25 protein-coding genes are annotated in these 25,784 nt (G+C 66.1%); 10 read left to right on the top strand and 15 right to left on the bottom strand.

What is annotated here, in order from left to right; genetic code table 11:
* From D9599_RS19475 to D9599_RS19525, 11 genes are all read right to left on the bottom strand, one after another.
* Entirely contained in the window at positions 1–699 is a 699-nt protein-coding gene (locus tag D9599_RS19475) for a type IV secretion system protein (protein ID WP_198382957.1), read from the bottom strand.
* A gap of 44 nt (positions 700–743) precedes the next feature.
* The gene (locus tag D9599_RS19480; protein ID WP_198382958.1) at positions 744–890 is read right to left on the bottom strand and encodes a hypothetical protein; all 147 of its coding nucleotides are present in this window, start codon (positions 888–890) and stop codon (positions 744–746) included.
* Between the two features lie 21 nt (positions 891–911).
* On the bottom strand, positions 912–1,928 hold the full coding sequence (locus D9599_RS19485; RefSeq protein ID WP_198382959.1) for a type IV secretion system protein: 1,017 nt from the start codon (positions 1,926–1,928) through the stop codon (positions 912–914).
* Entirely contained in the window at positions 1,928–2,371 is a 444-nt protein-coding gene (locus D9599_RS19490) for a hypothetical protein (protein WP_198382960.1), read from the bottom strand. The genes D9599_RS19485 and D9599_RS19490 overlap by 1 nt, the downstream gene beginning before the upstream one ends.
* Positions 2,372–2,373: 2 nt before the next feature.
* Positions 2,374–3,132, bottom strand: coding sequence for a type IV secretion system protein (locus tag D9599_RS19495; RefSeq protein WP_198382961.1), 759 nt, complete (start codon positions 3,130–3,132; stop codon positions 2,374–2,376).
* Positions 3,133–3,170: 38 nt separating this feature from the next.
* On the bottom strand, positions 3,171–5,753 hold the full coding sequence (locus D9599_RS19500) for a hypothetical protein (RefSeq protein ID WP_198382962.1): 2,583 nt from the start codon (positions 5,751–5,753) through the stop codon (positions 3,171–3,173).
* Positions 5,746–6,063, bottom strand: coding sequence for a VirB3 family type IV secretion system protein (locus D9599_RS19505; RefSeq protein ID WP_198382963.1), 318 nt, complete (start codon positions 6,061–6,063; stop codon positions 5,746–5,748). The genes D9599_RS19500 and D9599_RS19505 overlap by 8 nt, the downstream gene beginning before the upstream one ends.
* Positions 6,064–6,066: 3 nt before the next feature.
* The gene (locus D9599_RS19510) at positions 6,067–6,270 is read right to left on the bottom strand and encodes a hypothetical protein (RefSeq protein ID WP_198382964.1); all 204 of its coding nucleotides are present in this window, start codon (positions 6,268–6,270) and stop codon (positions 6,067–6,069) included.
* Between the two features lie 14 nt (positions 6,271–6,284).
* On the bottom strand, positions 6,285–6,917 hold the full coding sequence (locus tag D9599_RS19515) for a transglycosylase SLT domain-containing protein (RefSeq protein WP_198382965.1): 633 nt from the start codon (positions 6,915–6,917) through the stop codon (positions 6,285–6,287).
* A 30-nt stretch (positions 6,918–6,947) separates the two neighbouring features.
* On the bottom strand, positions 6,948–7,349 hold the full coding sequence (locus tag D9599_RS19520) for a hypothetical protein (RefSeq protein WP_198382966.1): 402 nt from the start codon (positions 7,347–7,349) through the stop codon (positions 6,948–6,950).
* Between the two features lie 335 nt (positions 7,350–7,684).
* Positions 7,685–7,834: a hypothetical protein gene (locus tag D9599_RS19525; RefSeq protein WP_198382967.1), complete on the bottom strand. Its 150-nt coding sequence runs from the start codon at positions 7,832–7,834 to the stop codon at positions 7,685–7,687.
* Positions 7,835–7,956: 122 nt separating this feature from the next.
* Here D9599_RS19525 and D9599_RS19530 point away from each other — a divergent pair, with 122 nt between their 5' ends.
* The 4 genes from D9599_RS19530 (at position 7,957) to D9599_RS19545 (ending at position 10,234) form a co-directional block, all read left to right on the top strand.
* Positions 7,957–8,751 (top strand): hypothetical protein, encoded by a 795-nt coding sequence (locus D9599_RS19530; protein ID WP_198382968.1) that lies wholly within the window; start codon positions 7,957–7,959, stop codon positions 8,749–8,751.
* Between the two features lie 240 nt (positions 8,752–8,991).
* Positions 8,992–9,540, top strand: a complete 549-nt coding sequence (locus D9599_RS19535) for a hypothetical protein (RefSeq protein WP_198382969.1) — start codon at positions 8,992–8,994, stop codon at positions 9,538–9,540.
* A 6-nt stretch (positions 9,541–9,546) separates the two neighbouring features.
* On the top strand, positions 9,547–9,759 hold the full coding sequence (locus D9599_RS19540) for a hypothetical protein (protein WP_198382970.1): 213 nt from the start codon (positions 9,547–9,549) through the stop codon (positions 9,757–9,759).
* A gap of 100 nt (positions 9,760–9,859) precedes the next feature.
* The gene (locus D9599_RS19545; protein WP_198382971.1) at positions 9,860–10,234 is read left to right on the top strand and encodes a hypothetical protein; all 375 of its coding nucleotides are present in this window, start codon (positions 9,860–9,862) and stop codon (positions 10,232–10,234) included.
* A gap of 122 nt (positions 10,235–10,356) precedes the next feature.
* On the opposite strand, the gene D9599_RS19550 is transcribed toward D9599_RS19545, so the two are convergent.
* The gene (locus tag D9599_RS19550; protein WP_198382972.1) at positions 10,357–13,707 is read right to left on the bottom strand and encodes a TM0106 family RecB-like putative nuclease; all 3,351 of its coding nucleotides are present in this window, start codon (positions 13,705–13,707) and stop codon (positions 10,357–10,359) included.
* Between the two features lie 273 nt (positions 13,708–13,980).
* On the opposite strand from D9599_RS19550, the gene D9599_RS19555 reads away from it, so the two are divergent.
* Positions 13,981–14,301, top strand: a complete 321-nt coding sequence (locus D9599_RS19555) for a hypothetical protein (RefSeq protein WP_198382973.1) — start codon at positions 13,981–13,983, stop codon at positions 14,299–14,301.
* 244 nt (positions 14,302–14,545) lie between these two features.
* Here D9599_RS19555 and D9599_RS19560 read toward each other — a convergent pair.
* A protein-coding gene (locus tag D9599_RS19560; protein ID WP_198382974.1) for an IS630 family transposase occupies positions 14,546–15,606 on the bottom strand; the annotation gives its coding sequence in 2 pieces (ribosomal slippage) (positions 14,546–15,120 and positions 15,120–15,606; 1,062 coding nt in all).
* Positions 15,607–15,701: 95 nt separating this feature from the next.
* Here D9599_RS19560 and D9599_RS19565 point away from each other — a divergent pair.
* The 5 genes from D9599_RS19565 to D9599_RS19585 all read left to right on the top strand — a co-directional run bounded on the left by D9599_RS19565 (position 15,702) and on the right by D9599_RS19585 (position 21,418).
* Entirely contained in the window at positions 15,702–16,655 is a 954-nt protein-coding gene (locus tag D9599_RS19565; protein WP_198382975.1) for a hypothetical protein, read from the top strand.
* A gap of 44 nt (positions 16,656–16,699) precedes the next feature.
* Positions 16,700–17,221, top strand: a complete 522-nt coding sequence (locus D9599_RS19570; RefSeq protein ID WP_198382976.1) for a hypothetical protein — start codon at positions 16,700–16,702, stop codon at positions 17,219–17,221.
* 43 nt (positions 17,222–17,264) lie between these two features.
* Positions 17,265–18,314 carry a YafY family protein gene (locus D9599_RS19575; RefSeq protein ID WP_198382977.1) on the top strand — a complete coding sequence of 350 codons (1,050 nt, stop codon included), beginning with the start codon at positions 17,265–17,267 and terminating at the stop codon, positions 18,312–18,314.
* Positions 18,315–18,788: 474 nt separating this feature from the next.
* Positions 18,789–19,460 (top strand): hypothetical protein, encoded by a 672-nt coding sequence (locus tag D9599_RS19580; RefSeq protein WP_198382978.1) that lies wholly within the window; start codon positions 18,789–18,791, stop codon positions 19,458–19,460.
* Between the two features lie 200 nt (positions 19,461–19,660).
* Complete coding sequence (locus D9599_RS19585) at positions 19,661–21,418, top strand: AIPR family protein (RefSeq protein ID WP_198382979.1); 1,758 nt, start codon at positions 19,661–19,663, stop codon at positions 21,416–21,418.
* A 56-nt stretch (positions 21,419–21,474) separates the two neighbouring features.
* Here D9599_RS19585 and D9599_RS19590 read toward each other — a convergent pair whose 3' ends face one another.
* Together D9599_RS19590 and D9599_RS19595 are read right to left on the bottom strand one after the other, a co-directional pair.
* Positions 21,475–23,268, bottom strand: a complete 1,794-nt coding sequence (locus D9599_RS19590; protein WP_198382980.1) for an SIR2 family protein — start codon at positions 23,266–23,268, stop codon at positions 21,475–21,477.
* Between the two features lie 497 nt (positions 23,269–23,765).
* Positions 23,766–25,784 carry a DNA phosphorothioation-associated putative methyltransferase gene (locus tag D9599_RS19595; protein ID WP_198382981.1) on the bottom strand — a complete coding sequence of 673 codons (2,019 nt, stop codon included), beginning with the start codon at positions 25,782–25,784 and terminating at the stop codon, positions 23,766–23,768.

Raw genomic sequence — 25,784 nt, forward strand, 5'->3', positions numbered from 1 at the left:
TCAGCAGCTCCCCGGGCGACCTGAGGGGTCGGGCTGGCCTTCCCAGACGAATGCCTGGAACCCGGCCGCATTGGTGTTTCGGTCGTTGGGCGTCATCCGGAGTTCCGGGCGCCACTGAAACTGGATGGTGAGCTGCCAGGGCACGCACACAGCCCCACCGTTCGGCGGCGTCTCGCGCTTGATGAACCGGACGGTCCACGCTTCGGTGTTCTGGGTGCCCTTGCCGGTTGGCGTGTAGGTCGGGCGCACGACATCGAGCGCGCCACGCTGCCCAAGACGCCGGGGCGGCCCGTCGGTGCCCTCGTAGTAGTCCGTGAAGCGCGCGCGCTGCGCTGGAGCCAGGAAGAGGCCGCACCGCGAGGCTTCCGTTTCACGCGTCTGGTAGTGGTAGCCCTCGCAGTATTCCACGGCCATCTGGAGATACTGGCGCGACGTGACCTCGGTGAACCTCACCGGCACCTCATCAACCGAGACCGCGCGCTCGATGCGCCCCTCGGGGGAGATCGTGTTGAACACCGGGACGGCCGGGGCATTACGGACGATCACCAGGGCGGCCACACCCAGGCCGGTCAGCCCCACCACCAGGCCGGCGCCGCCGACGATCCATCCCGCTGTGCGGAAGGAGCGGCCAAGCGTGATGACCTGATCGGCGCGCGTGGTGGCAGCCGAAAGGTGCCGCTTCGCTGCCGCGGCGTCCAACGCCTCTGCGGGCTGCGCGGGGGAGACAAGCTGTAGGGGAGACCTCACCGGCTGGCCGCCCGTACATCGTTCACGCGCTCGGCCCACCGCTCCGGGTTCAGCCGGAAGACATGGCCGTCAGGCTTGGGAAGCGCCTTCTCGCTCGCGCAGGCCGCGACGGTCAGGAGCAGGAGGAGGGCGAGCGGTCGCATGAGGGGGGATGCGCCTTCTGGCTAGTTGTTGGAGAGGGAGCGGCCGGGCGGCGCATTCCGCACCACCGGGATCATGTCGTTTGCGGGCGACCCCTCCCCGCCGGAGTTTCGGTTGCTATCGCTAAGCCCCCCACCCCCTCCGGCTCCGCCTTCCTGTTCGCGCCGGGCAAAGGGATTTCGGAGACTGGGGAGGTGACCGTAACCCGCGAAGCCGCCTGCAATCGCTCCGGCAGTGCCGGGGAGCTGGTAGGTGAGCCAGCCCGCGCAGACGAACATGGCGGCCCCACCAAGCAGCGTTTGCAGGGCCAGCCACTCATTTCCGCCGTTAGTCATCTGCGCGAGTAGGGTTTGCAACATCCGCTCAAGGCCGTTGAGGACCAGCGAGAGCAGGACGGTGGTGAGCAGCTTCAGGATCAGGTTGGCGAAGACGCTGTGCAACCAGCCCCAGAACAGAAAGCGGAACCAGGGAAAAAGCCACAGCGCGACAAAGAGGGGCCATAGGCCGACGAGGACCGCGACCATGATGAAAGCCTTCATCCAGATCACGAACCCCATCACGCAAGCGACGAGGGCAATCACCCAGTAGAGCAGGACGCCGCACCCAAGGATGACACCCGCCACCGACCAGGGGAGTTGGCGCATGACGCGCAGACCGCCCGCGAAAGCGCGGTTCCAGAGAGTGTCGTAGAGCGCGCCCGTCACCATGCGAGTCCCGGTGGCACCAGACAGGGCACCGCCAACTTCGCGCTCAATCCCGGTCAGCAAGAGGTCGCGCAGGGCCGGACCCAGGTTAAGCGTTGAGGTGAGCAGCAACCCTACGAACCAATACTTCACCAGCGACGTAAGGAGGATGCTGATCGGATCTTCGCCCCCCTTGATCGAGGACCAAAGCATCGTGCCAACGAGGAGCACAATCATGGCGTCTCGCATCCATGTCAGCGTCCAGGAGGACAGGGCGCCAACGAGCACGTTGGTCAGCGCGATCAGCGGGACCGCGAAGCCATCGTAGATGGTTGCGAAGACAGCCCAGGTCGGCATCAGGTAAAGCCCGCCGCACGGCAGTTATTGCGAGCCCGCCAGGCGGGATCCGCGCGCTTGCACGTAGCAAGGTGCTCACGCCGGGCGTCCGGCCGCATCTCCCAGTAGCGAGGCGAGGAAGGGGGCGTGTCATCGAAGGGATTGAGGCGCGTCCGGGCAGCCGCCTCCCGTTCGGCGGCGATCAGGTTGCCCTGGCTCGCCGCCGCGCAGTGATCATTGCGCCGCGCCGCGCCGGGGTTGTCCCGGCAGGCCGCCACCACCCGCTCCCGAACGGTCGGGTTATTGGCATACCACTCCGCACTCGGCGGGGTCGTCTGCGAATACCCTTTGATCGCCCCCAGGATCAGCATGATCACGACCACCCAGAGCAGCAGGCGGAAGCCCCCGAAGAGGCTGGGGTTAGGGGACAATTCGAAGAGGACGGCACGGACGACGCGGCGCATGATCAGCTCCCTACGCTTGCGGTGGCGGGTGCGCTGGCAGGCGCCCCGGTCCGTCCGTCAAGTACGGTCAGAGCCTCGTCAATCGACTTCTGAAGGCGCTCCTCCTGGCGCAATTGGTCCACCTGAGCCTGCGCCGCCTGGTAGCTGGCGGCGGCCTGCGCCTGGACCTGCTGGTTCTGGATCTGCGCCGTCTCGGCCTGCAGGCGCACCATCAGCGCCTCCCGCTCGGTCGGGTCGCGGGCCGTGGCAAGCCGGGCCTGCAACTGCGCCAGCAGCGGCGACCGCTCGGCCGCGCTCTGGTGAAGCTGCAGCGAGACCGACTGCGAGCCCGACAGCGCCGACGCCCGCCGGATCATCTCGTCCTGGGCGAAGTTCCCGCCCTGGACGCGATAGACCTGGTTGGTGGTCTGGGTGCTGGTCAGCAGGCCGTTCAGCGAGGCCAGGGAGCCCTCAATGCCCCCGGTTCCGTTGAGCAGCGCCTGCATCGAGTAGGGGTTCACCGGCAGCGGGTTCTGGATGCCGATCGTCCCCAACGCCCCGACCGCAGACCCCAGATCGGTGATCCGCGTCGCCGCGGACCACACCGTCCGCGCCTGGGTGTAGGTCCCCTGAACCTCGGTGTAGATCGAGCGGGCTTGCTCAAGCTGCTTGCCCATTTCAACCCAGTTTTGGCCCCAGTTAAGCTGCTGGGTGATCTCCTGCGCGCAGTTCGCGCAGATAATGGCCGACGCCGGGCGCTGGGTGCCGCTGCTGGTCAGCAACCCCACCCCCACCACAGCGACGGCGAGTGATCGCCTCATCATGACATCAGTTCTCCAAGGGCTGGTTCCTGGGCATCCACCTGGCCCCTCGCCGCAGCGAGGCGCCGCAGGCGGTGGTACTCCGCGACAAACCGCTCAGGGTCGCGGCGCACATCGTCGGGGATCTGATCGATGATCCGCAGTGTGTGTTCGGACGTGGAAAGGATCGCCAGCTCGTCGCCCATGTCCGCCAGGGGGAGCTGCTGGATGCTGCTGGTGCCGCCCTTGCAGTAGAGGAAGCGACCCGACCCCTTGCTGATCGTCTTCAGCGCGTCGAACTCACCGTTGCTTCGCTTCAGCCCGTCCACGAAATCTGCCCGGCTGACGCGGGGGTTCGCGAAGTGCATCTGGTTCGGGCACTGCTCGACCAGCGAGGCCACGACCCCAGCTGCGATAACATCGGAGGGCGACTGGCTGATGAAGGTCAGCACCCCGTTCCTGGAGCGGATGGTGCGGCCGGATTTGATGATGTTCGCCCGGAAGACCTCATCCGCCAGCGCCCGCCAGCCCTCATCCACCGGCATCAGGAGGGGGCGGCCGTCGAGCAGCATCTCGGCCACGAAGAACAGGTAGGTCATGGCCGGGCCGCGGGCGCGGGGGTGATCCAGCAGCTTGGTCGTGTCGAACGCCTGACAGACATGGGCGAGGTCCACGGCACATTGCGGGGCATCCAGCACCCAGCCAAGATCCTCACCCCAGACCCACTTGCGGAAGCGGGCGCCGGCGCCGTTCTCCCCGGTCCCCAGGAAGGCGAGGACAGAGCCGAGCCAGCGATCGGCGGGCTCATTCTCCATCGTCGTCTCGATCCCGAGCGCCAGCCGCGCCTCCTCCTCGGCCGTGATCGGCCCCAGGCGGTCCGAAAGGATGCAGCCGTGCAGGAGGGTGAAAATCATGGTGCGGGCGGCGGGGGTGTTGGAGAGCGTCTTCATGGGGGCGAAGCAGGGCGCCCCTTGCTCCAGCACCCGATAGCGCCCGCCCATCGCGTACCAGAGCGCCTGCCAGCCCCGCTTGTGATCGAGGGCGAAGATCCGCCCCCCGAGCTTGGCCATGCGGGCGCGGGTGCAGGCGATCATGAAGCCCACACCGGCCGACTTGCCCGACCCCATCTCCCCCGAGACGAAGGTGGAGCCCACCGCGGCGTCACCCTCACCATCGTGCCAGTGGAACTTGTAGGGGGTGCCCCCGCTGGTGCGGAGGATGGCGATCGGCCCACCCCACCGGCTCGTCTCCGCGCCGCCGGCATAGTTGTGGAGGGGCGCGAGGCCGGCGAAGTTGCGCGAGCTGATCGCGCCCGGCCGCACCCGGTATTTCGTGTTGCCGCCCATCATGGACAGCCAGGCCGCCATGAGGGCCTTGTTCTCCCGCGCCACGGTGGCGCTGGAGGAGGCGAGGCGCTTCCAGGCGTCGTTGACCACATCGTTCAGGGCATTGGTGCCGGGGCGGCCGATGACGGTATCCAGAACCTCCTGGATCACGTTGGAAACCGCCGCGGGCAGGCCCACCCGCCCGAAGGCCCGCGCCAGGCGCTCGTACATGGCGCCACCGCCCGTCGCCCGATCCGCGAAGACGCAGAGGGTCAGGTAGTGGTCACCCATGACGAAGCGGCCTGCCTGGAGGTCGCTGGCGAACTCGCCCAGCCCCGCCAGTTGCTTGAATGCCTTGTCGTTGGCCCACACCATCCGGTTCTGCTTCCGGGTGATCACATCCTGCCCCTCGGCCTGCTCCATGAACCGGAAGGTCTGGTGGAGCGTGAACCGGAAGGGAGCGGCGAGCAGGGTGTTCAGGACGCCGGGATAGGTGATGGCGGGATATTCGCGGAAGCCGAGATGGGCGGCGTAGGTGGTCCAGCCCGGCCCCCGGATCTCGATGTGCTCGTGGTGGAAGACAACATCCTCGCTGAACGCGGTGTTGCCGATCCGACCTGTCGTCATGGGCACGGGGCGCCACACGCCCGTCAGGGCAAAGACCTCGGCCTCCACCATTTCGTTGAAGGGAGACTTCATGCGCGGAAGGGAGTCGGGAACCGTCCGGAGGGTCACGCCGAGGCGCCGCAGCCCATAGGCGCGCAGTTCCTGCTCGACCAGGGCGCAGGCGCGGTTGAGGTTGTGCAGGCGGGTGACGGCGTTGTCCTCTCCTTTCGCCGTCTTCGCCGCGGCCTCGTTCACCTTGTCGCCGATCCACTCGCCGGCCGGCTGGGCCGGGCGGAACTGCAAGGTGAGGTAGAGCCGGTTGAAGTAGAGGTTCTGCTGCAGCAGCCCGTCCTCGTAACTCGCGAGCAGCGGCGCCACGAAGGGGAGATCGGTCTGCTCGAAGGGGAGAGTGGCCGGGTCCACGATGCCCCGGCACAGCCTCACCCCATGGACGAGCCGGTCCGTATGGATGTTCCGCATCAGGCGGTTGATGTCATCCATGCTGGCCACGAGATCGACCGGCTCGCCCGTCTCCGACGGAATGCCGGCCACCTCATAAATGGCGTAAGCGCTGCCGTCCGAGAGCAGCATGGCGTCATCGGCCAGGAAGTCCTCGTAGGGTACCCAGTCGCTCAGAAGCGGGACGGCTTTGATCCTGAGCCGGTCAAACATAGCTGGGCACGTCTTCGGGCCTGCGGGCGTTCTGGGCCGGCAGGGCGTAGAGGCAAGGGCCAACCAGCCGTGCTTTCGTGTCGAGCCACATGCGCCACTCGCGGAAGAAGTTCGGGTTCTTGTTAGCGAGTGCCCGCATGATGGGGTGGAACAGCAGGAAGACCAGCCAGTAGAAGGGGCTGCTCATCACCAGGCCGAAGAAGAACGAGCCAAAGAAGTTGGTGTAGTAGCCCTCCATCGGCACGCCCCTCTTCATGGCGGGTCGCGTGCAGGCCAGGTAGAGCGTGTCGCCCGCGAACCCGCCGGCCATGGCTCAGCTCATACCGAGCGAGATGTAGTTCTTGACGAGGTAGGCGCCGATGAAGGCGCCGCCACCGCAAGCCATGCTGATAAAGCCCGCACGCGGCGGCAGCATCTGCGCGGCGGCCAGCAGGAAGCACGCAGCCACGCCGCAGACGATCAGAGAGACCCCGAAGGGGCCGAGCAGGAAGGTCGAAATTGCAGTAAGCAGGCCCATGAGGTGAATGTTCCTTAGCGGCTGAAGGTGAGTTCCCGTCCGACGCCCGGCCGCAGGACCGTCGCGGACGGGCGCTGCAGGGGGACCACCGTGGCGGCTGGGGGAGACGGCAGGGCAGGGGCCTCGGCCGTCGCAAGGGCATTGCGGGCGCGGAGCGCGGGCAGGATCCGGCGCTCGAAGTTCACACGCACGCGGTCGGCGTAACCGTTTGGGGTAAAGCGACCGGAGTTGTAGCAATGAAGGGCAGCGTCAAGCCGGTCCTGCTCGGGCAGCGCCGCCGGAGCTCGGGTGAAGCAATCCGCCAGAACCTCAATGCCGATGCGCGCCGCGGTGCACGGATCGAAGGCAGCGCTTGGAGGCAGGCCACGTTTCTGGAGGTGCCCGGCGCGCAGGTTCAACTGCGTCGCGCCCATGTCGATGTTCGTGACGCCCTGGGCGATCAGCGCCTCAACGTAGGCGGTCGCCTCCTGCACCGATCCGAAGCGGCGGGACGAGACGGAGCGGCCCGCCTCATTCACGTTCACTGCGTAAGGGTGGAAGCTGCTTTCCGTCGCAACCACGGCGGCCAGCAGAGGCGCCTCACCAGGAGCAACCCCACAGGCCGGCGCCAGTGCCAGGAAGGCGGCCAGGCTCAGAGGACCGCTCATGCGCTCCTCTTGCCAAAAGAAGTGGGGTTGTTAGTCCACGCCGATCCCGAGGCAGGCCAAGCGCGGATGGCCTTCCGGGTAGACCATAAGCGGGCCAGGATAACCCCAGCCGGCGAACGCGCGGCGGAGCGTCCTGAAGTCGGACCAGGCGCGGGCGCCCTCATAGCGACGCATGACCAGGAGCAAATAACCGGCGCGACTGGTGCCAGCGAGGCGCAGATAAGCGAGGTAGTCAGCGGTGGCATTAACCTCGACCACAACGACCCGGCTGATCCGGTCGCCTTCCGCCAGACGCTGCCGCAAATCGGATTCGGAAATGGCCCTGCTACGCTGCAATGACTCGCCTGCCCCCTCGATGGCGAGCGCAACGTAAGCAAGGGTTTGCGGGCGTGGAAGCCACACAGGCGATGGTTCGGTAGCCGTATCAGACATTGCTCGTCCGCGGGCTTCCACATTTCTCCGCCCTCGTGCGGGCTCGGCCGCGTCCGACCCCCTGCCTCCAGGCGGTGACCGAGAATCTATGAGAACGTGTGTTCCTCTGTAAAGACGCAATTCGGAAAATGCGGCAATGCGCATATTCGTTACGACGTTGGCACTCTTTCGCTGTTGAACAGACAGGCAGGCACGTTCAGGAACGGAATCCATGTCACGCAAATGACGCCGCCGTCACGTGGAGTTCCGCCAGCTCGTCAGCCGTCGGCGCCTGCATGAAGCCGTCGAGGCGCCTGAGCTACGAGAGCACTTGCGCGGACCGTCGACCCACTTGTTCAGAGTGTGGCCCGTGCGCGCACGCCATCGCGCAGGCGTTCCGCCGTGCGCCGGCCCGCGACGACGATTTCGTCAAGGGTGAGCCCCTCCGCGCTCGCCGCCATCGCTCGAGCGGCGGATAGGACGAGCGCCGCCTTCTCCTGCCGCATCGTTGCCTCCGCACTCATTCACGACGCGGGTGGACAGTACGACCGATTTTGTCGTGCCGACCCCGTATTGTCTATCGGTGCAGCGGGAGGCGAGGATGCGCGGGCGGTTGGAGAATCCAGGAGTGAGGCAAGGGGGGAGCGGTGAGGAAGGCAATCGGCTCATCGCGAGTCGGCGGCGGCACGGCAACCCCGCCCGCCGGCGATATCTCCGCGCGTTCCTGACGTGGTTCGAGGTGGTCCGGCCGGGGTTCCTCGTTACCCCTCGCGTGGTTAGACGCCGGGAGGACTCCCTGCATCTCGCCTTCGAGGGATTGACCCGGCACATCGTGGTCGAGGTCTGGGAGCGGTCTGGACCGGTCTATGGACCGCGGTCACCAGGACGGGGCCGGCGGCTGATCGGCCGGGACCGCGACTACGTCTTCGCGGCCTACATCCAGCCCTGGCCCTACTCGATGATCGATAACGCCAACTGTCTGCATGGCCACAACTTTGAGTGGCCGCTGCGCGAGCGTGACGATGTCGGCCTGCTCCCACCGGGGTGGACTGGCTCTCGAAGCGCCCACCGGGAGGCGGTCTGGCGTGAGCGCCTCTTCGAGCCCTTCCTTCGCTGGGTGAACGAGGAGCTCGCGAAGGCCGACGCGGTCGTGGTGGCACGGGCGGAGAGGCATCGGTTCTGGACCATGGTGGAGGCGGAAGAGGAGGGTCCCTTGCCGAGACGGACGACGGAAGCGGGCCATGACCTCCACCACCACGCCTACCTCGCCCGCTCCGGGGACCCGCTGAGCAGCGGCAATCCTGAACTTGAGGAGACGATCGAGTACCTCGAGATCGTGGCCCTGCGTGACGGCGAAGCCTACGGGCGCGCGCGGGATGGTACCCTCGCCCGCATCGAAGCCGTGCCCGCGGGCGCAGCCTGAGACCCGCCCGCCCAGCAGCGCCACCGCCCACAACCAGGAGACACGGTCCTGTACGCCCATGACGTCGCCGCGGCCTGCCGCGAAATCTACCAGGAGGCCGACGCGTTCTTCCGGACGCTTGGCCCGGAGCTTGGCGAGGCCGCCCGCCACGGCACCTCGATCCTCTACGGTCCGCCGCCGTCCGAGCCGCCGCCCATCCTCTTCGTCGGCTACCAGCCGGGCGGGACCGAAGGAGGCGAGGTGCTTCCCCCCGGGGTGGATCCCTGGCCCGCGCAAAACCAGTACACCGCGCATGGTCACTCCGCGCGGAAGGCGGACGACTTCGCCCTGGCTCGGGAACTCCGGCGCATCCTCCCGGACGAGACATATCCGGGCGTCCTCGCCTCCTGCCTCGGCGTCAACGCCATCTTCCTCCGCTCTCCGAGCAAGGCCGCCTACAAGACGGAGGTGCCGTCCGCGGTGCGCCGACAGGTAGAGCGCTTCTGCGTCGAGCGGGTCCGTCGGCTCGTCACGATTGTCCAGCCGCGGCACGTCGTCACCATCGGGCTGCTGACGCTGGAATTGTTCAAGGACACGCCCACGGAGTCCGAACCGACGGTTGAGAAAACAAAGGCGACGGAGACGGGCCGTGGCGCCCGCTGGATCAGGAGTGCCGGCACGATTGCCACCCGGGAGGCCTACGCGGTGCTGCACCTCACCGGCCCGACCGGCATGGATGCCGCCGAGCGCGAGGCGATCACGCACTTCCTGCGGTCGCTTGTGGGGCCACCGACGCCGGTGGCAGGGTAGCAGGCGATGTCCGATCACGACGCAGCCGTCGAAACGGCGGCCGCCTACGCCGCGCACGAGGCGGAGGTGGCACTCGCCCACCTGCTGCGGCTCCTCGGCATTTCGCAGGAACGGGGAGACCTGCCCGCCGCTGTCGCGCCCTTCGCCTCGGTCTGGGCGGCGATGACTTCCGCCACCGCGGCCGGGCACCGGACGCTCGCGCGCCATCCGAGCCGCTGAGGTTCCCGAATGGCGCCAAAACCAAGGTTGCTATCCCAGCCCTGGAGCAAGCTGAAGAGCCGTCACGGATGGCGCGCCACCCACCTGGAGGGTCCCTCGAATGGACGCGTCCTTCCCTCGTATCGGCCTTTTCTGGGTCACTCCCGATGCCGCTGGCGTCTGGGGTGTTCGGGACACGTCCCGCCCCGCACTGGAGGTGCCGGAGATCGGCGGCTTCCGCACGCTCGACGATGGCCACGTGGACGTCTGGCCTCGCTTCGGCCGTGGCCTCTCTCCGGACTACGACACCTACCCACGTGGGCGAGTGAACTGGCGCTTGGAGGACGACCGCTTCCTCCTGCTTCTCGATCCCGTGCTGCTCCGCGGTGGCTGGGTCGCGCACCTCTTGGTCCGCTTCGCCCTGCCAAACGACCAAACGCTGATCCTGACCGATACGCACTACCGCTCCCGCTGTCACCCTCCACAACCGTCCTGAGCGGTGCGCACGGGCTTCGCGGATCGACATGCCTGGCTAGGAGGCCTGAAGCGGCCCTACTGTTCTCAGCCTCCGGAACTCCCTGCGAAAGCCATCACCGGTATCTTACGATCTGCTGCTTGTTAGCCCGCGGCATGGGCGTGACACAGCGTGTTAACCAACCTGAGATCCTCGACCGTGGCGCACGGCACCTCGAGCAGCTTGGGACTGGCCAGCACGACGGCGAGGCAGTGGGCACGCGACACGGCCACGTTCAACCGCTCGCGATTGAACAGGAAGGAGATGCCGCGCGGGATGTCCTCGGCAGCCGAGGTCGCCATAGAGACCAGCACCACGGCTGCCTCCTGGCCCTGGAACCTGTCCACCGTGCCCACGCGCGCCCCCGCCGGCAACGCGCTCCGAAGCGCGTTCACCTGCACGTTCCAGGGCGCCACCACCAGCACATCCTCCGCCGTCATCGGGCGCTTATTGCCGTGGCGGTCGCACCAGTGCTGGCGCATCAGGTCGTGCCAGATCGCGCTGACCTCGGCGACCTCCTCATCGGAGCGCTGTGAGCAACCCTCGTGCATGACCTCGCGGAACCTGAGGCCGTATGGCGCCAGGGAGGGGTGAAAGTCGCGGCCAAGCAGCAGCGTCTGTTGGCTGCAGGAGGCATGTGCCGTCAGGCCGCCGTCGTAGATCGCCTCTGACACCCAGGAACAGAGATCCGGGTGCATGCGGTAGCTTTCACCCAGAAAGATGCCCCGCTCGGGCGGCACCACGGCCGCGCCCTGCAGCAGGTACTCGAGCACGCTCGTGCCGCTATCGCCGGGATGGCTGCCCTGGATGGGCTGGCCGAGCTGCATCTGATCGCCGACCAGGACCAGACTGCGCGCTGCCGTGCCTGCCGCAACGAGGTTCGCGAGCGAGACCTGTCCTGCCTCGTCGATGAAGAGCAGGTCGACCAGGCCTTCATTCTCCTGGCGTGCGAAGAGCCAGGCAGTGCCAGCGATCAGCTGAAAGTTAGCTGGCACCTCGTTGTCGAAGATGTCCGTGATCATGGTGCCGGCAACGTGGTTGTCCACGCTGTCGCGATCCGACTTCTTGTAGCCACGGATGGTGACGCCCGCTTCCTTCGCCGCAGCCTCCACTCCGCGCAGCAGATTGACGATGGCCTTGTGCGAAAGCGCCGAGACGCCAACCCGCAGCCCGCGCTGGATCGCGTTCAGGATCATGCGGCTCGCCGTCCAGGTCTTGCCGGTACCGGGCGGGCCCTGCACGAAGAGATGGCTCCCAACGAGGTCACGACAGGCTGCCACAGCTGCCCCGAGCGTCGTCTCGCCGGAGCGGCGGATCGGCTCGCCCGGCTTGCGTCCAGAGAGGCGCGGTGGGTCGCGCCGTAGCAGCGCCGCCAGTGCCGGGAAGCGCTCCTCCCCCGCTGCCACGCTGTCCGCGAAGCGGCGCACCGCATCCCGCAGCACCCCGTCATTGATCGGCCCACCGGGCGCGATGGATAAGCGGTCCGGCAGCGGCTCCTTGTCCTTGCCGCGCTTGAGCACGACACGGCGGGTCTTCTCGTCAAGCTGGTCGATGGCCAGGGGCTGCAGCGTCGCCGCATCCAGGGCACCTGAACCGGCCCGCAGCTTGGTGTCCTGCCTCGGGAAGCGGTACTCACGCCCGATCGAACGCTTGATCGGGAATGGCTCCCCAACCGCCTCCAGGCCGCCGAGGCAATCGGCGTCCTCGGTCAGTTCCTCCGCGTCGCGGTTCTGCCGGTCGAACATGGCCCACCAGGCCGGCTTCTGCTCGCGGCGGTGGAAGGACGCGAGGTGCGCCACCAACTCCCGGAAGGGCCGTTCGCCTTCAGGTGCGCCCTCCACCAGCCGTTCCCGGATTGCCTCGGCGCCGGCCTCCTCTGCCTCGCGACGGGCCTTCCGGTCGGGATCCTCATCTTCCTGGACCCCCTCGACCCAGGGCAGGTCCTGCGGCCGAAGGGAGATCAGCCAGTCACGCAGCTCGCGGGTGGAGACGCAGTCATCGCGGTTATAAACCTCGATGCCATCGAGGATTGCCTGGTCGCGCACCTCCAGCCAGCGCTCAAAAGCGACGATGCTGTCCCCGGCAGTCCCCACAGCGCCGTCCCGGGCCGGGCGGTAGAAGCGCTCGACGTTCTTAAGGGAGTAGCGGGGCTCGCTGATTCGCAGGCCCTCGCGCACCACCACGTAGAGATCGACGAAGCGCCGCTCCCGCAGCATGCCGTCGAGCACGGCTTCCCGCGTGGCGTGGCGCTGGGCCAGGCGCTTCAGCGCGGTCGTCTCGTAGTGGTTGTAGTGGTAGATCCGCGCCGCAGGGTTGGCGGCCATGACCGCAGCGGCATGGTCGATGAAGGCCTCGAAAGCACGTTTCTCCTCGGCGGCATCAAGCGCCCAGAAGGCCCGGAAGCCCTCCGGCCCCTCGACGCCGAACAGGTACTCGAGGCCACCATCCGGGTAGAGCGGGTCGCCCTCCATATCGAAGAACAGATCCTGCGGGTCCGGCCTGGGCAGCCGGGCAAGGCCGCGCCCAGGCCCTGGATCAAGCAGCACGCAGCGGCGCGCCTCGGGGTCATCACGCACCTCATGCTGTAGAGCCGCCTGCTCGCGCAGTCGTTCCAGCACCTCCGGCGCAATGCCGGGCACCCTGGTCTCCGGGGGCAGCGCCGCAAGGGCGGCCAAGGTATCCACCCCGGTCTCCCGCAAGCTGGCGATCTGCGATGTCCGGATATTGGCAACCCGATAGAGGTGGTCCTCCTCCTCCCATTCGGTGTCGCAGCGCTCCTGCCAACCGCACTCGCCACAGGCGGCACATGGCTCGGCGGCCGTAGCTGGACCAGGGTCGTCAGGACCGCCGCGGGCGATAGCGGCCTCAAGCCGCCGCATGGCGTGGCGGACATAGTACCGGTAGTCGCCAACCCGCAGCGTTGCCACCTTGCCATCGCCGAGCACCACCCGCAATGCGGGTGGGTCCGCACCCTGCACCAGCGCCACAAGCTCGGCGTAAAGGGCAAGCTGCACCGCGAACTTCGCCTTGAGGCTGCGAGCAAGCTTTGTGTCCTGCACCTCATAGGACCAAGCGCCGAGCGCGGACCCCTGCTCCACCCGCACCAGGAAGTCGGTATAACCGTGCCAGGCGCCGCCATCGGCCAGCACGCCCTGGAAGATCAGTTCGGCACCACGGCGCATCGCCGCTTCCGTCAGGCGCAGGCCCTTGGCGAGACCGCGGTCGCTGAGCCAGACCACCTCACCCGCCGCCCCGGCGCGTAACGCCTCAAAGTAGCGTCGCTCATGGTCATCGCCACGGCGCTGGATAAGCTCCTGGCCCTCGTCAGCCGTGGCTGGCTGGAGCGCCTCGCCAAGGATGCTGCGGCGGAAGTCGAGCGAGCTCGCATGCCGGCAGCCAAGGAAAACATTCAGGTCGCTGGCTGAGAGCAGCACCTTCTGATCGTTCAGACGCATACCCTGGCAGCACCCGCTTCGGATCTTCCGGGTCCACCTATACCACTGATGTCGCTCAAGGAACGAGATTTTGCCTGCCGCAAGCGGCTTTCTGGCCGACGACGGGGGCGCGAAGAGGGCGCGTTCCAGGCAGAAGGCCGGTTGGCCCGATGCACGCCAGAGCCTGGACGTCACCGGCATGAGCATGGCTTTTGTACGGTACAGGATCCCCATTACGTCCGAATCTGGCGTACTCGCCCGCCATACTTCCTCCAGTGCTCATGGAGGACGCCCGTGCTGCAATCTCAACAACTGTTTGGTTCCAGCGCCAACCACGCCCTGCTGACGCAGCACGCCGCCCGGCGGGCGGCAGAGCGATCCCTGCCCGCAGATGTTCTGGAATGGCTGCTCGATCTCGGTGCGCGTGTGCCCGCCGGCCACGGTGCTGAACTCGTCCGCTTCGACCGCCGGGCCCGCGCCAGCCTTGCCTCCTATCTCGGCCGGCAGGCTTACAGGGACATCGAGTCAAAGCTCGCAAAGACCTACGCGATCGTCGGTGCCGACGGTGCTGTCATCACAGTGGGCCACCGGACGCGCCGCCTGCCTCGCCGTTGATTGCCCCGTCAATACGCACCGAGGAGATTGCCCATGACATTCAGTTTGTCTGACAGTCTGTCCCCACGCCTCACGCGCAATATTGGCCACCGCTTCAGCGCCTTGTCCGCGACCAATCCCGACTTGAGCAAAGCAGTCACGGCAACCGCGGTGCGCTGGCTGATGGATGACCCGTCCCGCACGACCTCCGACGCCCGCGGACGTCTCCGCCTCGCCCGCACCGTATCAACTCATACCAACCGCCTCAGACTTTGACCTGTGCCCAGGAGCGACGGGTGATGGAGGCAATCTGCTCGGGCGTGCTCATCAGGTTGGACCAGGCATGGCAGCAGGCATCGACGATGGCGTCGTAGCTGTCCCAGACGCGGTGGCTGAGCAGGTTCTGGCGCAGGAACTCCCAGACGTTCTCGACCGGGTTCAACTCGGGTGCGTAGCGCGGCAGCGGCAGCAAGCTGATGTTCTCGGGCAGGTGCAATCTGGGTGAGGTGTGCCAGCCCGCGCCGTCGAGCACGAGGACAGCGTGTGCGCCGTGGGCCACGCAGCGGCTGATCTCGGCCAGGTGGATGTTCATCGCCTCCACGTTGACCTCAGGCAGCACGACAGCGGCGCCGACGGCGCGCTCGGGGCAGACCGCACCGAAGATCCAGGCCCAGGTATAGCGGTGATCACGCACGGCACGCGGGCGCGTGCCCCGTCTGGCCCAGACCCGTGTCAGCGTGCCCTGCTGGCCGACACGCGCTTCGTCCATGAACCAGATCTCAAGGGGCGTGCCGGGGGCGACCTCGCCGACAGCCTCCTTCACCCGATCAGCAAAGCCCCCCTAAAAGCCGCCTGCGCGGCGGGGTCGCTCTGCGGGTGCTGTGGCCGCACGGACAGGCGGCGGAAGCGCAGCTTGGTCAGAAGCTTGCCCACCGTGCGCTCGTGCAGACTGACCCGGAACTCGTCTCTGATCCGCTCCTGCAGGTCACGGCAGCGCCAGCGCACAACGCCGTCCCGCTCCAGGTCCGGTCCTTCCTCCACCCAGCGGGCGACCAGGGTCTCCTGCTCGCTCGAGAGCCGTGGCGTCGGACCCGGGGCACGGCGGTTCACCAGCCCGGCAAGCCCTTCATCGTTGTAGCGGTGCACCCAGTCGCGCAGCGTCTGACGGTCCATGCCGCAACTCCCAGCTGCGTCCTCGCGGGAGGCCCCCTCCAGCACCAGGGCGATCGCCAGCATCCGACGTGACGCATTCGCACCACGGCTCCGCGCCGCTGATCTCCTGAGTTCCGCCGCCGAAAGATCCTGCCGCGTGATTGCCAGCGTCACCTCAGCCTCCCGAACCAACTGTCGAAAGGAGCGAATCACACCCGTGGCGCTGGTGGGATCACATCCGAGTCAGCGGTCAAGGCGGTTGGTATCAGATGGACCAGGTTGCCAGAACTCTGGCCTGGATGAGCAACCCCGCCCGCCATCATGGACAGCAAGCCACCCAGCTGGCCCGGAAGACCTTACGCGCTGCCGCAGCCCATCGGCTGGACTTTCCTGGCCTGCTTGAGGCATGCCGGGAGTTCCGGCGGCTTCGGCAGGCCGGCATCGTGGCCGGCGCGGTACTCAAGTCGAGGACTCCACCGCTGCATCTGCGCCTGCCCAGGACAGGCACGACAGCAACCCGCATCAGCACGGAGCAAGATCTGGAGCGCCTTGGGCTAGAGGCGTGGAACTGCCTGGCCGGCCTTGAGAGCGGCAGTTCCTATCGGCGGCGACTTCGGACAGAAGACATCGAGTTCTGGAGGTTGGGCTGTCCCGATGCCAACCTCCTTGCTGTCGTCCTCGTGGATCTCAGCAGCGACGGGGTCGAAGAGGCCAAGGGTCGCGAAAACCAGCCGCTCTGTTCAGCCGGTCGTGCGGCCCTGATCGAGTTCATGGGGCAGAGGACCCTGACGGTAAACGTCGACGCCAGCGACCTGGAGGAGAATGGCATCTGCGACGAGATCGTCGCGGCAACGGCCGACAGCTCGCTGCGGTATATGGATGCCTTCATCGGGGGGCGCGCTTACTCACTGGAGATTGCCCAAGGAGCCATTGCGGGCCGCACGTTCTTCGCCAACGAGTGCTGGCTGCTGCGCCAGCCGGACTGGGCGAGGGAGAGCCTTTACACAAACTCCTCGGACCTCTTCTGCTCCGACGAGATGGGCAGCGGAACGACATCCGTCCGCGAGCCGTTGATGCGGCATAACCTGCGCATGGCTTGCCGCAGCGACAACGCGCTCGCGCAGGCCTGCCAGGAGGCGTTTGCCGACGCGCCAGTTTACTTCCGGAGCGACTGGTTCGGCCACAGCGGAGACCTGGCAGATGTTGGGCAAGAACACGCATGAAGGAACCGCCAGGCAGCATAGCCTCAGCTTCGTACCCTGAAGATATGGTCTTCCTGGACTTCGAGGCCTCGTCCTTCTCGGGCTGGCCCATCGAGGTTGCACTCGCCTGGATTCCGGGAGGAAGGAGCTCATCGACTGGGTCACTGGCTAGCGAGGCCTGGCTGATCCAGCCAGAGCCTGACTGGGACGAGGCAGAGTGGGATCCGCTTGCCGAGGAGGTGCACGGGCTATCCCTTGCGGAACTGCGGCGTGACGGCTGTTCCGCTTTCGGGGTGGCCCGGGCGGTGGCAGAGCGCCTGCGCGGCAAGCTGGTCGTCAGTGATGCGGCGGACGTGGACGGCGCGCTGCTCGTCAGGCTCTTCGAAGCCATGGGTGGCCCAGCGCCCGAGTACCGGCTCGTCGATATCGCGTCGCTCTTGCGTCAGATCGACGGGGATGGCCGACAGCGCTTTGCGGCATTCATGGGCGCCGGACCGCCGCCACACCGGGCGGAACCCGACGCGCTTCGCCTCGCCCACGCGTGGCTCGCCGCGCTTTGCTGGCCAGGCGCCCCCAATGCCAGGTGAACGCCTCACGCCACCGTCTGACGTTTCACTCTCGACGCGGTCCATGGTGTCCAGCAAATTCGGTGCTGAGATGCGCTACTCCCGGATTCGCGACCTGCTCGCCCTTGCCCTGGCCATGGCGAGCACGCGTGAGGGGCTGTCTCTGGCCGACATGCAGGCCAGGCTCGGCGTCGCGCGTCGGACCGCGGAGCGGCTGCGGGACGCGCTCGAGGCAGCCTTCCCGAACATCGAGCGCATCGATGACGACGGACGCGTGCGCCGCTGGCGCCTGCCGCACGGGGCTCTCTCCGGTCTTCTCGCGCCGACCGCGGTCGAACTTGCCGAGCTGGAGGCAGCCGCCAGACGCCTGCGCGAGGACGGCGCCTCGCCTGAGCGGGCAGCGGCCCTGGAAAGCCTCGCGGGCCGTGTTCGTGCCGCGATGCGTGAGGGGGCGCTGCGGCGCACGGCCACTGATGTGGCAGCACTCATGGAGGCCGAGGGCACGGCGGCACGCCCAGGGCCCCAACCCACCTTGCCCGCGGGTCTGCTGGGGACAATCCGCGAGGCAATCCTTGCCTGTCGTGAGATAAACTTTCTCTACCTCCGGCCGAACGTGGAGCCCGCCTTGCGGCGGGCGCGACCGCTTGGGCTTCTTTACGGCGCGCGCCCTTACCTCGTCGCCTCGTTGCCGGGTACTCCTGGCGACCCGACGATCTTTCGGCTCGACCGCATGCGCGACCTCGTGCTGCGCGAGGAAGCGTTCGAGCGCGACCCATCCTTTGACCTCTCGGAGTGGGCCGGGCAGTCCTTTGGCGTGTGGCGCAGTGAGCCAGACAACGTGGTTCTTCGCTTTTCTGCGGACGCCGCCGAGGATGCGAAGGGCTTCCGCTTCCACCGCACGCAGCAGCTGGAAGCTCTCCCGGACGGACGACTGTTGGTCCGTTTTACTGCAGCAGGACGCCTCGAGATGATCCATCACCTGGCAATCTGGGGCACGACCGTAGAAGTGTTGGCGCCGAAGAACCTTCGCAAGGAACTGGCCGAATGGGCGAGGCACATCGCGCGGCAACACCGCCGCTCCCCCGGCGCGGGAGAAGCACCTCCAGGGCTATAGTCTGGCAAAACACCGGCCGGCTTTGTGGTGCCGGTTGTTCAGAACTCACACGCTAAACTTGACCGGACGCCAGAATAAGGAATGGGCATGCTAACGTTTGGCAGCGGAGCCGATGCGAAAAGGCTTCGGAACAGCCTGGAAGCGCTGTTCCAAAACAGTGCCACTGTGACGACCCGTCGACGTTTGACCACTCCCGGCGGTCCGGTAGACAACGCTACGATCCATTGGGTGGACCTCGGGCGAGGAGGTGGCATCTGGGCGCACTTCTGGGCGCCGAGAGCGGATGCGAACCGATGGGGATGCTGGTTTGGTGTGGATCTCGGACACACTGAGAGCGAGGCTCTTGTTCCCGCAGTCGAAATTAACTTGCCGAAGGCGCCCGATATCGGCATTGCGGGACGCGTGCTCCTAGATGAGAGGGGGCGAATGTACCTTGGTCACCGAGGCGGCCTTGGGGGCGGGCGAAGCGGCAACATGCCAGTTGAGGAGTTCGCCCAACGCATCCGCGGCTTCGTTCGCGAGGAATTCCACGCACCCAACCGCGAGAAACCCGAACTGGCGTTCCTGATTGCGGCCGCCGACGACGCAGATCTGATTAGCAGACTGTACAGCTACGTCTCCGAATGCGCACGGCTCCGAATAGAGAAGCGTGCTGAAGTGGCCAAGACACCTAAAGGCCTAAAAGGGAAGGCGAAGTCGAAAGTCAAACCAAACACATCCTTCAACCCAGAGGCTGGTACAGACGGCCTGGGTGCAGGGTCGGGCGAACGAAACGTTGTCCGAATTCATGGGCGCGTGGTGAACGCACTTCAGAAGCTCGTACCCGGTTCGGTGAACAGCCTCCGAGATGGCATGCGGCCTGACCTCTACCTGCTCAGGCGAGATCGGATATCGGTCCTGTTTGAGGTGAAGGCGTCTTCGGACACGCAGAGCTGGTTCACGGCCATAGGCCAACTTCTTGTCTATCCAAACGGCCAGGAGCCGTCGCCCCGCATGGTCTTCGTCTGCCCAGCAGACCGCCGCGATCCTTCCTTCCGTGGAGCGCTCAAGCGCCTCAATATCCATCTCGTCACCTTTGTCATCAACGGCCGGGGACACATTTCCTTCTCCGACCTTGATCAGGCGCTAGAAGGCGTGACGGCTTGAAACGGCTTTGGTTCGGATTGGTAGAGCCGTGCTGTCCTACGTCGAACAGGCCCAGCGCGCTGGCGCTGGTGCGCTCGCCAATAATGCAGAGGTGCTGACGGCTCGCGGCGTGCCGGCACCTCGCGGCAGATACCGGTGGGCAGCGCGTGATGCACGCGTATGGCCGGACGAAGTGAATCACAATCAGCAAGGCAGACGCGATGACGGATCACGAGCGGCTTGAAGCGCAGATCAATACGGCCTTCGAGGAGCTGAAGGGACGATACGGTGCCGTCCGCAACGACTACTATGGCCTTGTCTACATGGAGCGGATGCTTCACGTCGCCCGCAAGGACGCTCTGGAACAGGTCGCCTTCGGCAATGCCGACCGCGGCATCGATGGCGTCTTCTTCGACCCGGACACCGGGATCTTCCGCGTGCTCCAATTCAAAAATTCCCGCGATGCCCGCCAGCTTCACGGCTCTATGAGGGTCATAGCGGAACACGGCCTGAAGTCGCTTACTGATCGCTCGACCGTGCCGGACCACCAACAGATCCTGGACACGGGCCGCAGGCTCCTGGCCGAGGCCGGGGCAGGGCTTAGAAAGGTTCAGGTGCAATTCGTGTTCCGTGGCAACGCCGCTGATGCGACATCGGGGGGCATCTTTTCGGACCTTGCCGAGCACATTGAGAGGTATTCTTACCTTTTCGAAGGCTTGGCCGGGCGGGAAGTTCCAGTCGAAGTCCAGGTCACGTCATTTGATGGACTGCTGCCCGAGCGGCCATCCGAGCGGCACCGCATTCGAATTGATGGTAGGGCTGAGATCACCACCGGCAGCGGTGTGCGTATGTTGGTATGCTTTGTGCCGCTCGTGGACCTTGCGGCGATCTTCAACGCAATGGGTGCTCGCTTCCTCGAAAGAAATGTTCGCTTTGGTCTTGGGGCGGGTGGCCACGTCAACAGGGCTCTGTCTCGCACCCTACGAGACCTAATTCTTAAGCAGGACACTGATCCGGCGGCCTTCGCCATCCATCATAATGGGGTCACCCTTTCTGCCCATGATCTGCAGGAGGGCTCGGAGCACGCTGAGATCTTTTCGCCCCGCCTGCTTAACGGTGCGCAAACTATTTCTACCTTCTCCGCGGTTTGTGAGGAGTTGCGGGCTCGGCTAATGACGGTTCCCGCTGACCGGCTTGCCGGAATTAAAGTTCTGTGCCGGATCGTCCTGGCCGCCCCGCAGGAGCAGGTCACCAGGATTACCATCGACACCAACCGCCAGAACCCGGTGGATGCCTGGCTGCTGCACGCTAACGATCCAATCCAAGTCGACTTCGAGCTTCGTTTTAGGCAACTCCGTATTTTCTACCAACGCCAAGCAAGCGCCCTGGCTACTCTTACAGAGGAGGAGCGCGAGCAAGCGAGCATCACGGAAACCAAGCCCGTTGAGATGATCAAGCTCGCTCGCACCTACTTGGCGGCCGAAGGCCAAATCACACGCCTATCGCAAATCGGCGAAGTCGCAGAAAATGGAAAGCACTATGCTGACATCTTCAACGAGCAGCGCCTCGACTTTGACTTCCGCGTGCTGGTCCTCTGCTACAAGATGCAATTTCGCCTCAACAAGGTGGTCAATGCCATCAGCGAGACGGTGACCACCGATCGGTACGCCTTTGTCAATCGAAGCCGGGACCTCGTTTGGGGGCTAACCTGCCAAGCGCTCCTCAACAGCAAAGAGCTTAATCAGCACGCCGAAGAGTTCGGGAACGACCTGCGAATCCGTGATGACTACCTGACGCTCGTCACAGGGCTGGCGACAGGGCCGGTCAAGACCATCCTGCGCAACTTGGCCAACGAAGACGAGTTCAAGCGACTTATCAAGGACAACTCCTTCTCTTTCCTCCGGAAGACAGCCACCTTTGATAAAGCGATGGACATAGCTGGTCAGCGATGCGGCTGGAAACGAAAATATTTGAGGTGACAGTACAGTTCTAGGCGGGCCACTTCCGCTTCAGATGGACATCTGGTCTAGATTGGTCAGCGTACGGCCGGGGTGACCTCGACTACCATGCCGGGAAACACCCGCACTGCGCGGATCGCATTTGTGGTCTGACGCGGCAGCGGACGGACGCTGACCTGAATGCCCTCCTCCTGGATACGGTAGCTCGCCAGCACGTCGCCGACCGTAGCGCTGTGTGGGACCGACAGGGCGAACTCCTCTACACGTCCCTCTCGGTCCGCCACGCGCACCAGGACCCGTGCGAGGCGGGAGGTTAGGAGGTCGATAACCGGGATGCGGCCCTGCATCAGGGCGGACCAGGCTTCCTTGTCCAGCACGTCGATGCTCACGGATAAGAGGCCGACAGTGCCCTCCGGGGGCACAGTCGCGAAGTCGCGCACGCCCGAGAGCTGAGCGACAAGGCAGTACGGCGCCGCGTCCCGTCGGTTCGGCCCGGCCGCCATCAGTCCCATCGAGACCTGGGCAAAGCCGGCACGCTCGACCGCCCCGAGCGCCTCCGCCGTGGCCTCTGTGAGCGCGGCGAGGCTGCGGGCCTCGTCATCAGGCTGTTCGTTCATCTCGCGCGCCGCGAGCAGGAAGATAGGCGCTGGCTCGCCGCCGTGGTGGACGCGGAACATGCGCCCCTGGGCAAGGCCGGGAACGTCCTCGTAGGTACGGACGTTGAGTACACCGCCAGCCTCATACTCTCGAAGGAAGCTCCAGGCCTGCTGCCCAATTCCCGGCACAAAGCGGCCGTCCTGGCGGTCACGCCCCACACTGAGCACGACACAGGCGCTAGGCCCGGGTGAAGCGATGCGCCCGAGGCGCAAAGCGACAGAAAGCTCCGCCGGTGCAGTCCCGCCCCCCACCCGCGGGATGTCGAAGTTCGCGCCGCTCATGCGCGGCGCATCAGCACGGGCGCCTCCTTGCCTGCCAGGAACGCTGACTGCTGCAAGGCGCTCCAGGGCCGCCGGCAGGTCGGCGTAGTCCGCGCCATAGCAAACGGGCGTGATGCCGAGCCGAACGGAGAGGAAGTCCGCGTCGACCCGTTCAAGCTCTTGCTCGCTGAACAGTGCAAAGTGTGGGTGAATGCTGGGCCCGAGAGAGAGAAGCGTCTCCGCAATGAGGTTCACAAAGTAGCTCTCCGCCAAGCCGCTGCCGACAAAGACTAGGGAGCGGCGACGGAACACCTCGCTGAAGGCGCGCCGGAAGCTCTGGCTGGAGTTGATCGCCTGCTGGTACTGCTGGTGTCCAACGACGACCTCGTCAAGCAAGGACCTCGACGCCGAGCGCTGGGCGGCACTGTCGGCTGGAGCGCCGAGGTATCCTTGGATGTACCAGGCGATTGGGGTGTCCAAGGCATCGAGTGACCGGACCACCTGGATGCAGTCCTGCGCCGAGCGGCCGAGGAGGCGCGGCGTTTCGGTTTGGCACTGCCTGAAGGAGAGCGGGACGACGTCGTCGTAGTTCGTGGTGATGACCAGCGGCCAAGCGAAGGAGGCCAAGGCGACCGCCTGCGCCGGGAGATTTGGTGAAGCAGGATCGTGCAACGCCTCACGGAGCCGGCGCTGTCTCTCCTCGTCAGGGAGCAGCCGTAGCCATGCGGCCACCCGGTCGGCGACACGGTAGAGGTTTTCTGGATTCACGTCCGCGATCCTCTCAGCCGCGGTCACCCCGAACCCGTCGTAAAGTGCTTCGATGAACTGCGGCCAAGCCCTGCAATGGGGACGGCTGAGGCCCGCACCGACGAAGGGCACGAGGCGGCCAGCCTCGCGGGCAGCTTGGAGGCCTGGCAGAGCTTCGCCGAGCTCCTGCATAGGGTTAGGCTTCATCACGTGACTATCCCATCCATCGCAATCCGCAGTACCAGCGCCAAACCTATCGAACGGTTTGGTGCAGCCAGATGATGCCCTCCTGGAACCAGGGTTATGGTCTGCTCTCCTAACCTATGCATACGAGCCTCATTGGCGGCCCGCTGGATCCTTGAAGATAGTGTAATGCCGACGAGGTCGATGGATCGGCCAGGCAGGTTGTGATCGATGCTTACGGCGTGTGAAGATGACAGCGCAGCTCTTCGACGAGGTGGAGCAGATGGACCTCCTCACCACCAAGAGGTGCCGCGTCCTGGCGTGGGACTGCCGCAAAACTGGGGGTCAGGCGGCGGTAGCCGCCTGCGGGTGACAGTCGTTGGCAGCCAGGAAGCGCTGCCTGTAGCCGGTGCCGAATGTGCCGTTGTAGGCGGCGTAGCAGACCTGGAGCAGTCGATCGGCGCCTCGGCGAGACGAGCGTAGCTATAAACGTGCCGTTCAGAGGAATTGTGCGCCGCAACTCACGAAGCGGCCTTTGTGGCAGGCGGCCCGGCTACCATGCCGTCGACGGCAGCCTGCGCTGGCGCTGGTGAAGTCGAACGCGAGCCGCGCCGCTTCCGCATGAGTTCCTGAAGCTCGGCCAGTCGTGGCCCTTTGCCGTCCGGCGTCACTATGCCGGCAACAAGGAGTCGCCGATCGAACTCCACCTGCTCCTCTCGCTTGGGGGCATCCACCGGGAGGAAACGACCTTTTAGGTAGAGAACCATCCCGTCGGGCCGATCCACCGTCACCCTGGCTCGACCGAGGTCTACGCGCGTTGTCTCCGAGATCACCGGCAGTCGCGCTGAGGCGTTCATGCACTGTATAAAGGTCAGCCGCGGGGCGCCGATCTTCATGTCTATAAAATCCGCGCCCTCGACTCCGCCTCGGAGTAGGCCGCCGCAGAGAGCGCGAAGGCGGACCGCGGGCGGCAGGCGATCCAGGGTCGGCACCGCAAAGCGGAAGGTCTCCTCGTCACGCATGGCGCCGAGACCTGCAGCGACCGCGGCCTCGACGCCTTCGGAGATGGCTTCTGGCTTCCCAGCCGAGAACATGTGGCGTCGTGCCTCCTCAAGCGCGGCGGCGTGACTTCCGAAGAACGTGCGGACGTCCCGCTGTATGGAGCGCGCGAGGTTCGCGTAGCGCGGGGCGCCGGGGAACATGAGCATGGCGAAGTGAACCAGAAGGTCCTCGCGGCGCCCGGAGGCCGCCGTGGCCAGTTCCCCTTGCTCGAACAGGTCCGAGAGGCATAGGGACGTCGCGCGCGCCGGGGACACCTTAGCCGCCTGCAGACGCCCGAGCAGGTCTGCCGGGAGCTCGTCGCCGTCGAGGGCGCGTCCCCGCTGGAGCATTGCCACCCAGAGGGTCTCCAGCTCCGGCCGAATGCGCTCGGCCAAGCCGGGCCGTGGCGCCGCCCTGGACCGATTCCGCTCCGGCGGGCGCATCCCGACCGGACGCACGATGGCCCGGGCCTGACGTCGGAAGAGGACTTCCTGCTCGAGGTCCTTGTCCCGGAACACGGCAAAGACGCCCTGACCGATGGCGAGCGGCGCCTCGCCCAACGCCTCCTCGATGAAGTCCCGCAGCTCCTGCTGCCCGAAGTACTTTTGGAAGGTGCCACGCGAGGTTAGGTGCCCGTCCCGGTACGGGCGTAGGGCGGTGAGGTCGGCCTTCCCCATAACCATAACAGCCACGACCAGGGCGCGCCGGGCGAAGGACCAGGCCGCGCGCAGCGTTTCCCGACGCTCGTGCCGGTCCTCGACGACGTTGAGCACGAAGCCGAGATTCACGAGGTCGGCCGCGCGGCGGGGGCCGTCGGACGCGTGGTGGGGATCCCAGCCGAATGCCTCGTAGCCCGCCGCAGAGAGCGCGGCCACGTCGTCGCCCAGGCCGCAGCCATAGTCGAAGACGGTGTTCCCCGGCGGAAGCACGCCGTGGGCGATCGCAAGCTGCATCGGTTGAGACAGGTCGCGCCGGGGAATGGCCGTCTTGTGCCGGGCCACCTCGATGGCTTCGGCCCCGACGGGGACGATGGAGTGCCCCTCGACGTGCAGCCCCTTCGAGGCGAGCAGCTCGGACCACTGGCGCCGCGTGCCGATTCTCGTCGGCTCTGCGAAGAGGCCGTGCTCCTCTGCCGCCCGCGTCAGGGCAGCGAAGCGAGGCCGTTGGGGGGCGTCTGCCGGAAGCAGCGTTTCCTTGCGGTGGAGGATCGGCGGGTTCTCCCGCTTCCGGTAATCCGTCGCTGTCGCCTTGCCAGTTTCCAGATCCACCTTCAGCGACGCCAACAGGGCCGGAAAGCCGGCGGTGTCGAAGTCCTCGTACAGCAGCAGCGACACCGAGCCTGGTGCGATCTTGACCACGTTCCAATCGAAGCCGTCGGCCAGCGCAACGGCTCGCTCCACCACGGAGCGTGTCTGATCGTCGATCGCGCTCGCATGCAGGTACACGGCGCCACCCACGCGCTTCCCGCCAACCTGGCGGGCAGGGCGTGGGGGCGCCAT

Origin of the sequence: Roseomonas sp. KE2513, assembly GCF_016107305.1 — a bacterium.
GTDB lineage: Bacteria > Pseudomonadota > Alphaproteobacteria > Acetobacterales > Acetobacteraceae > Roseomonas.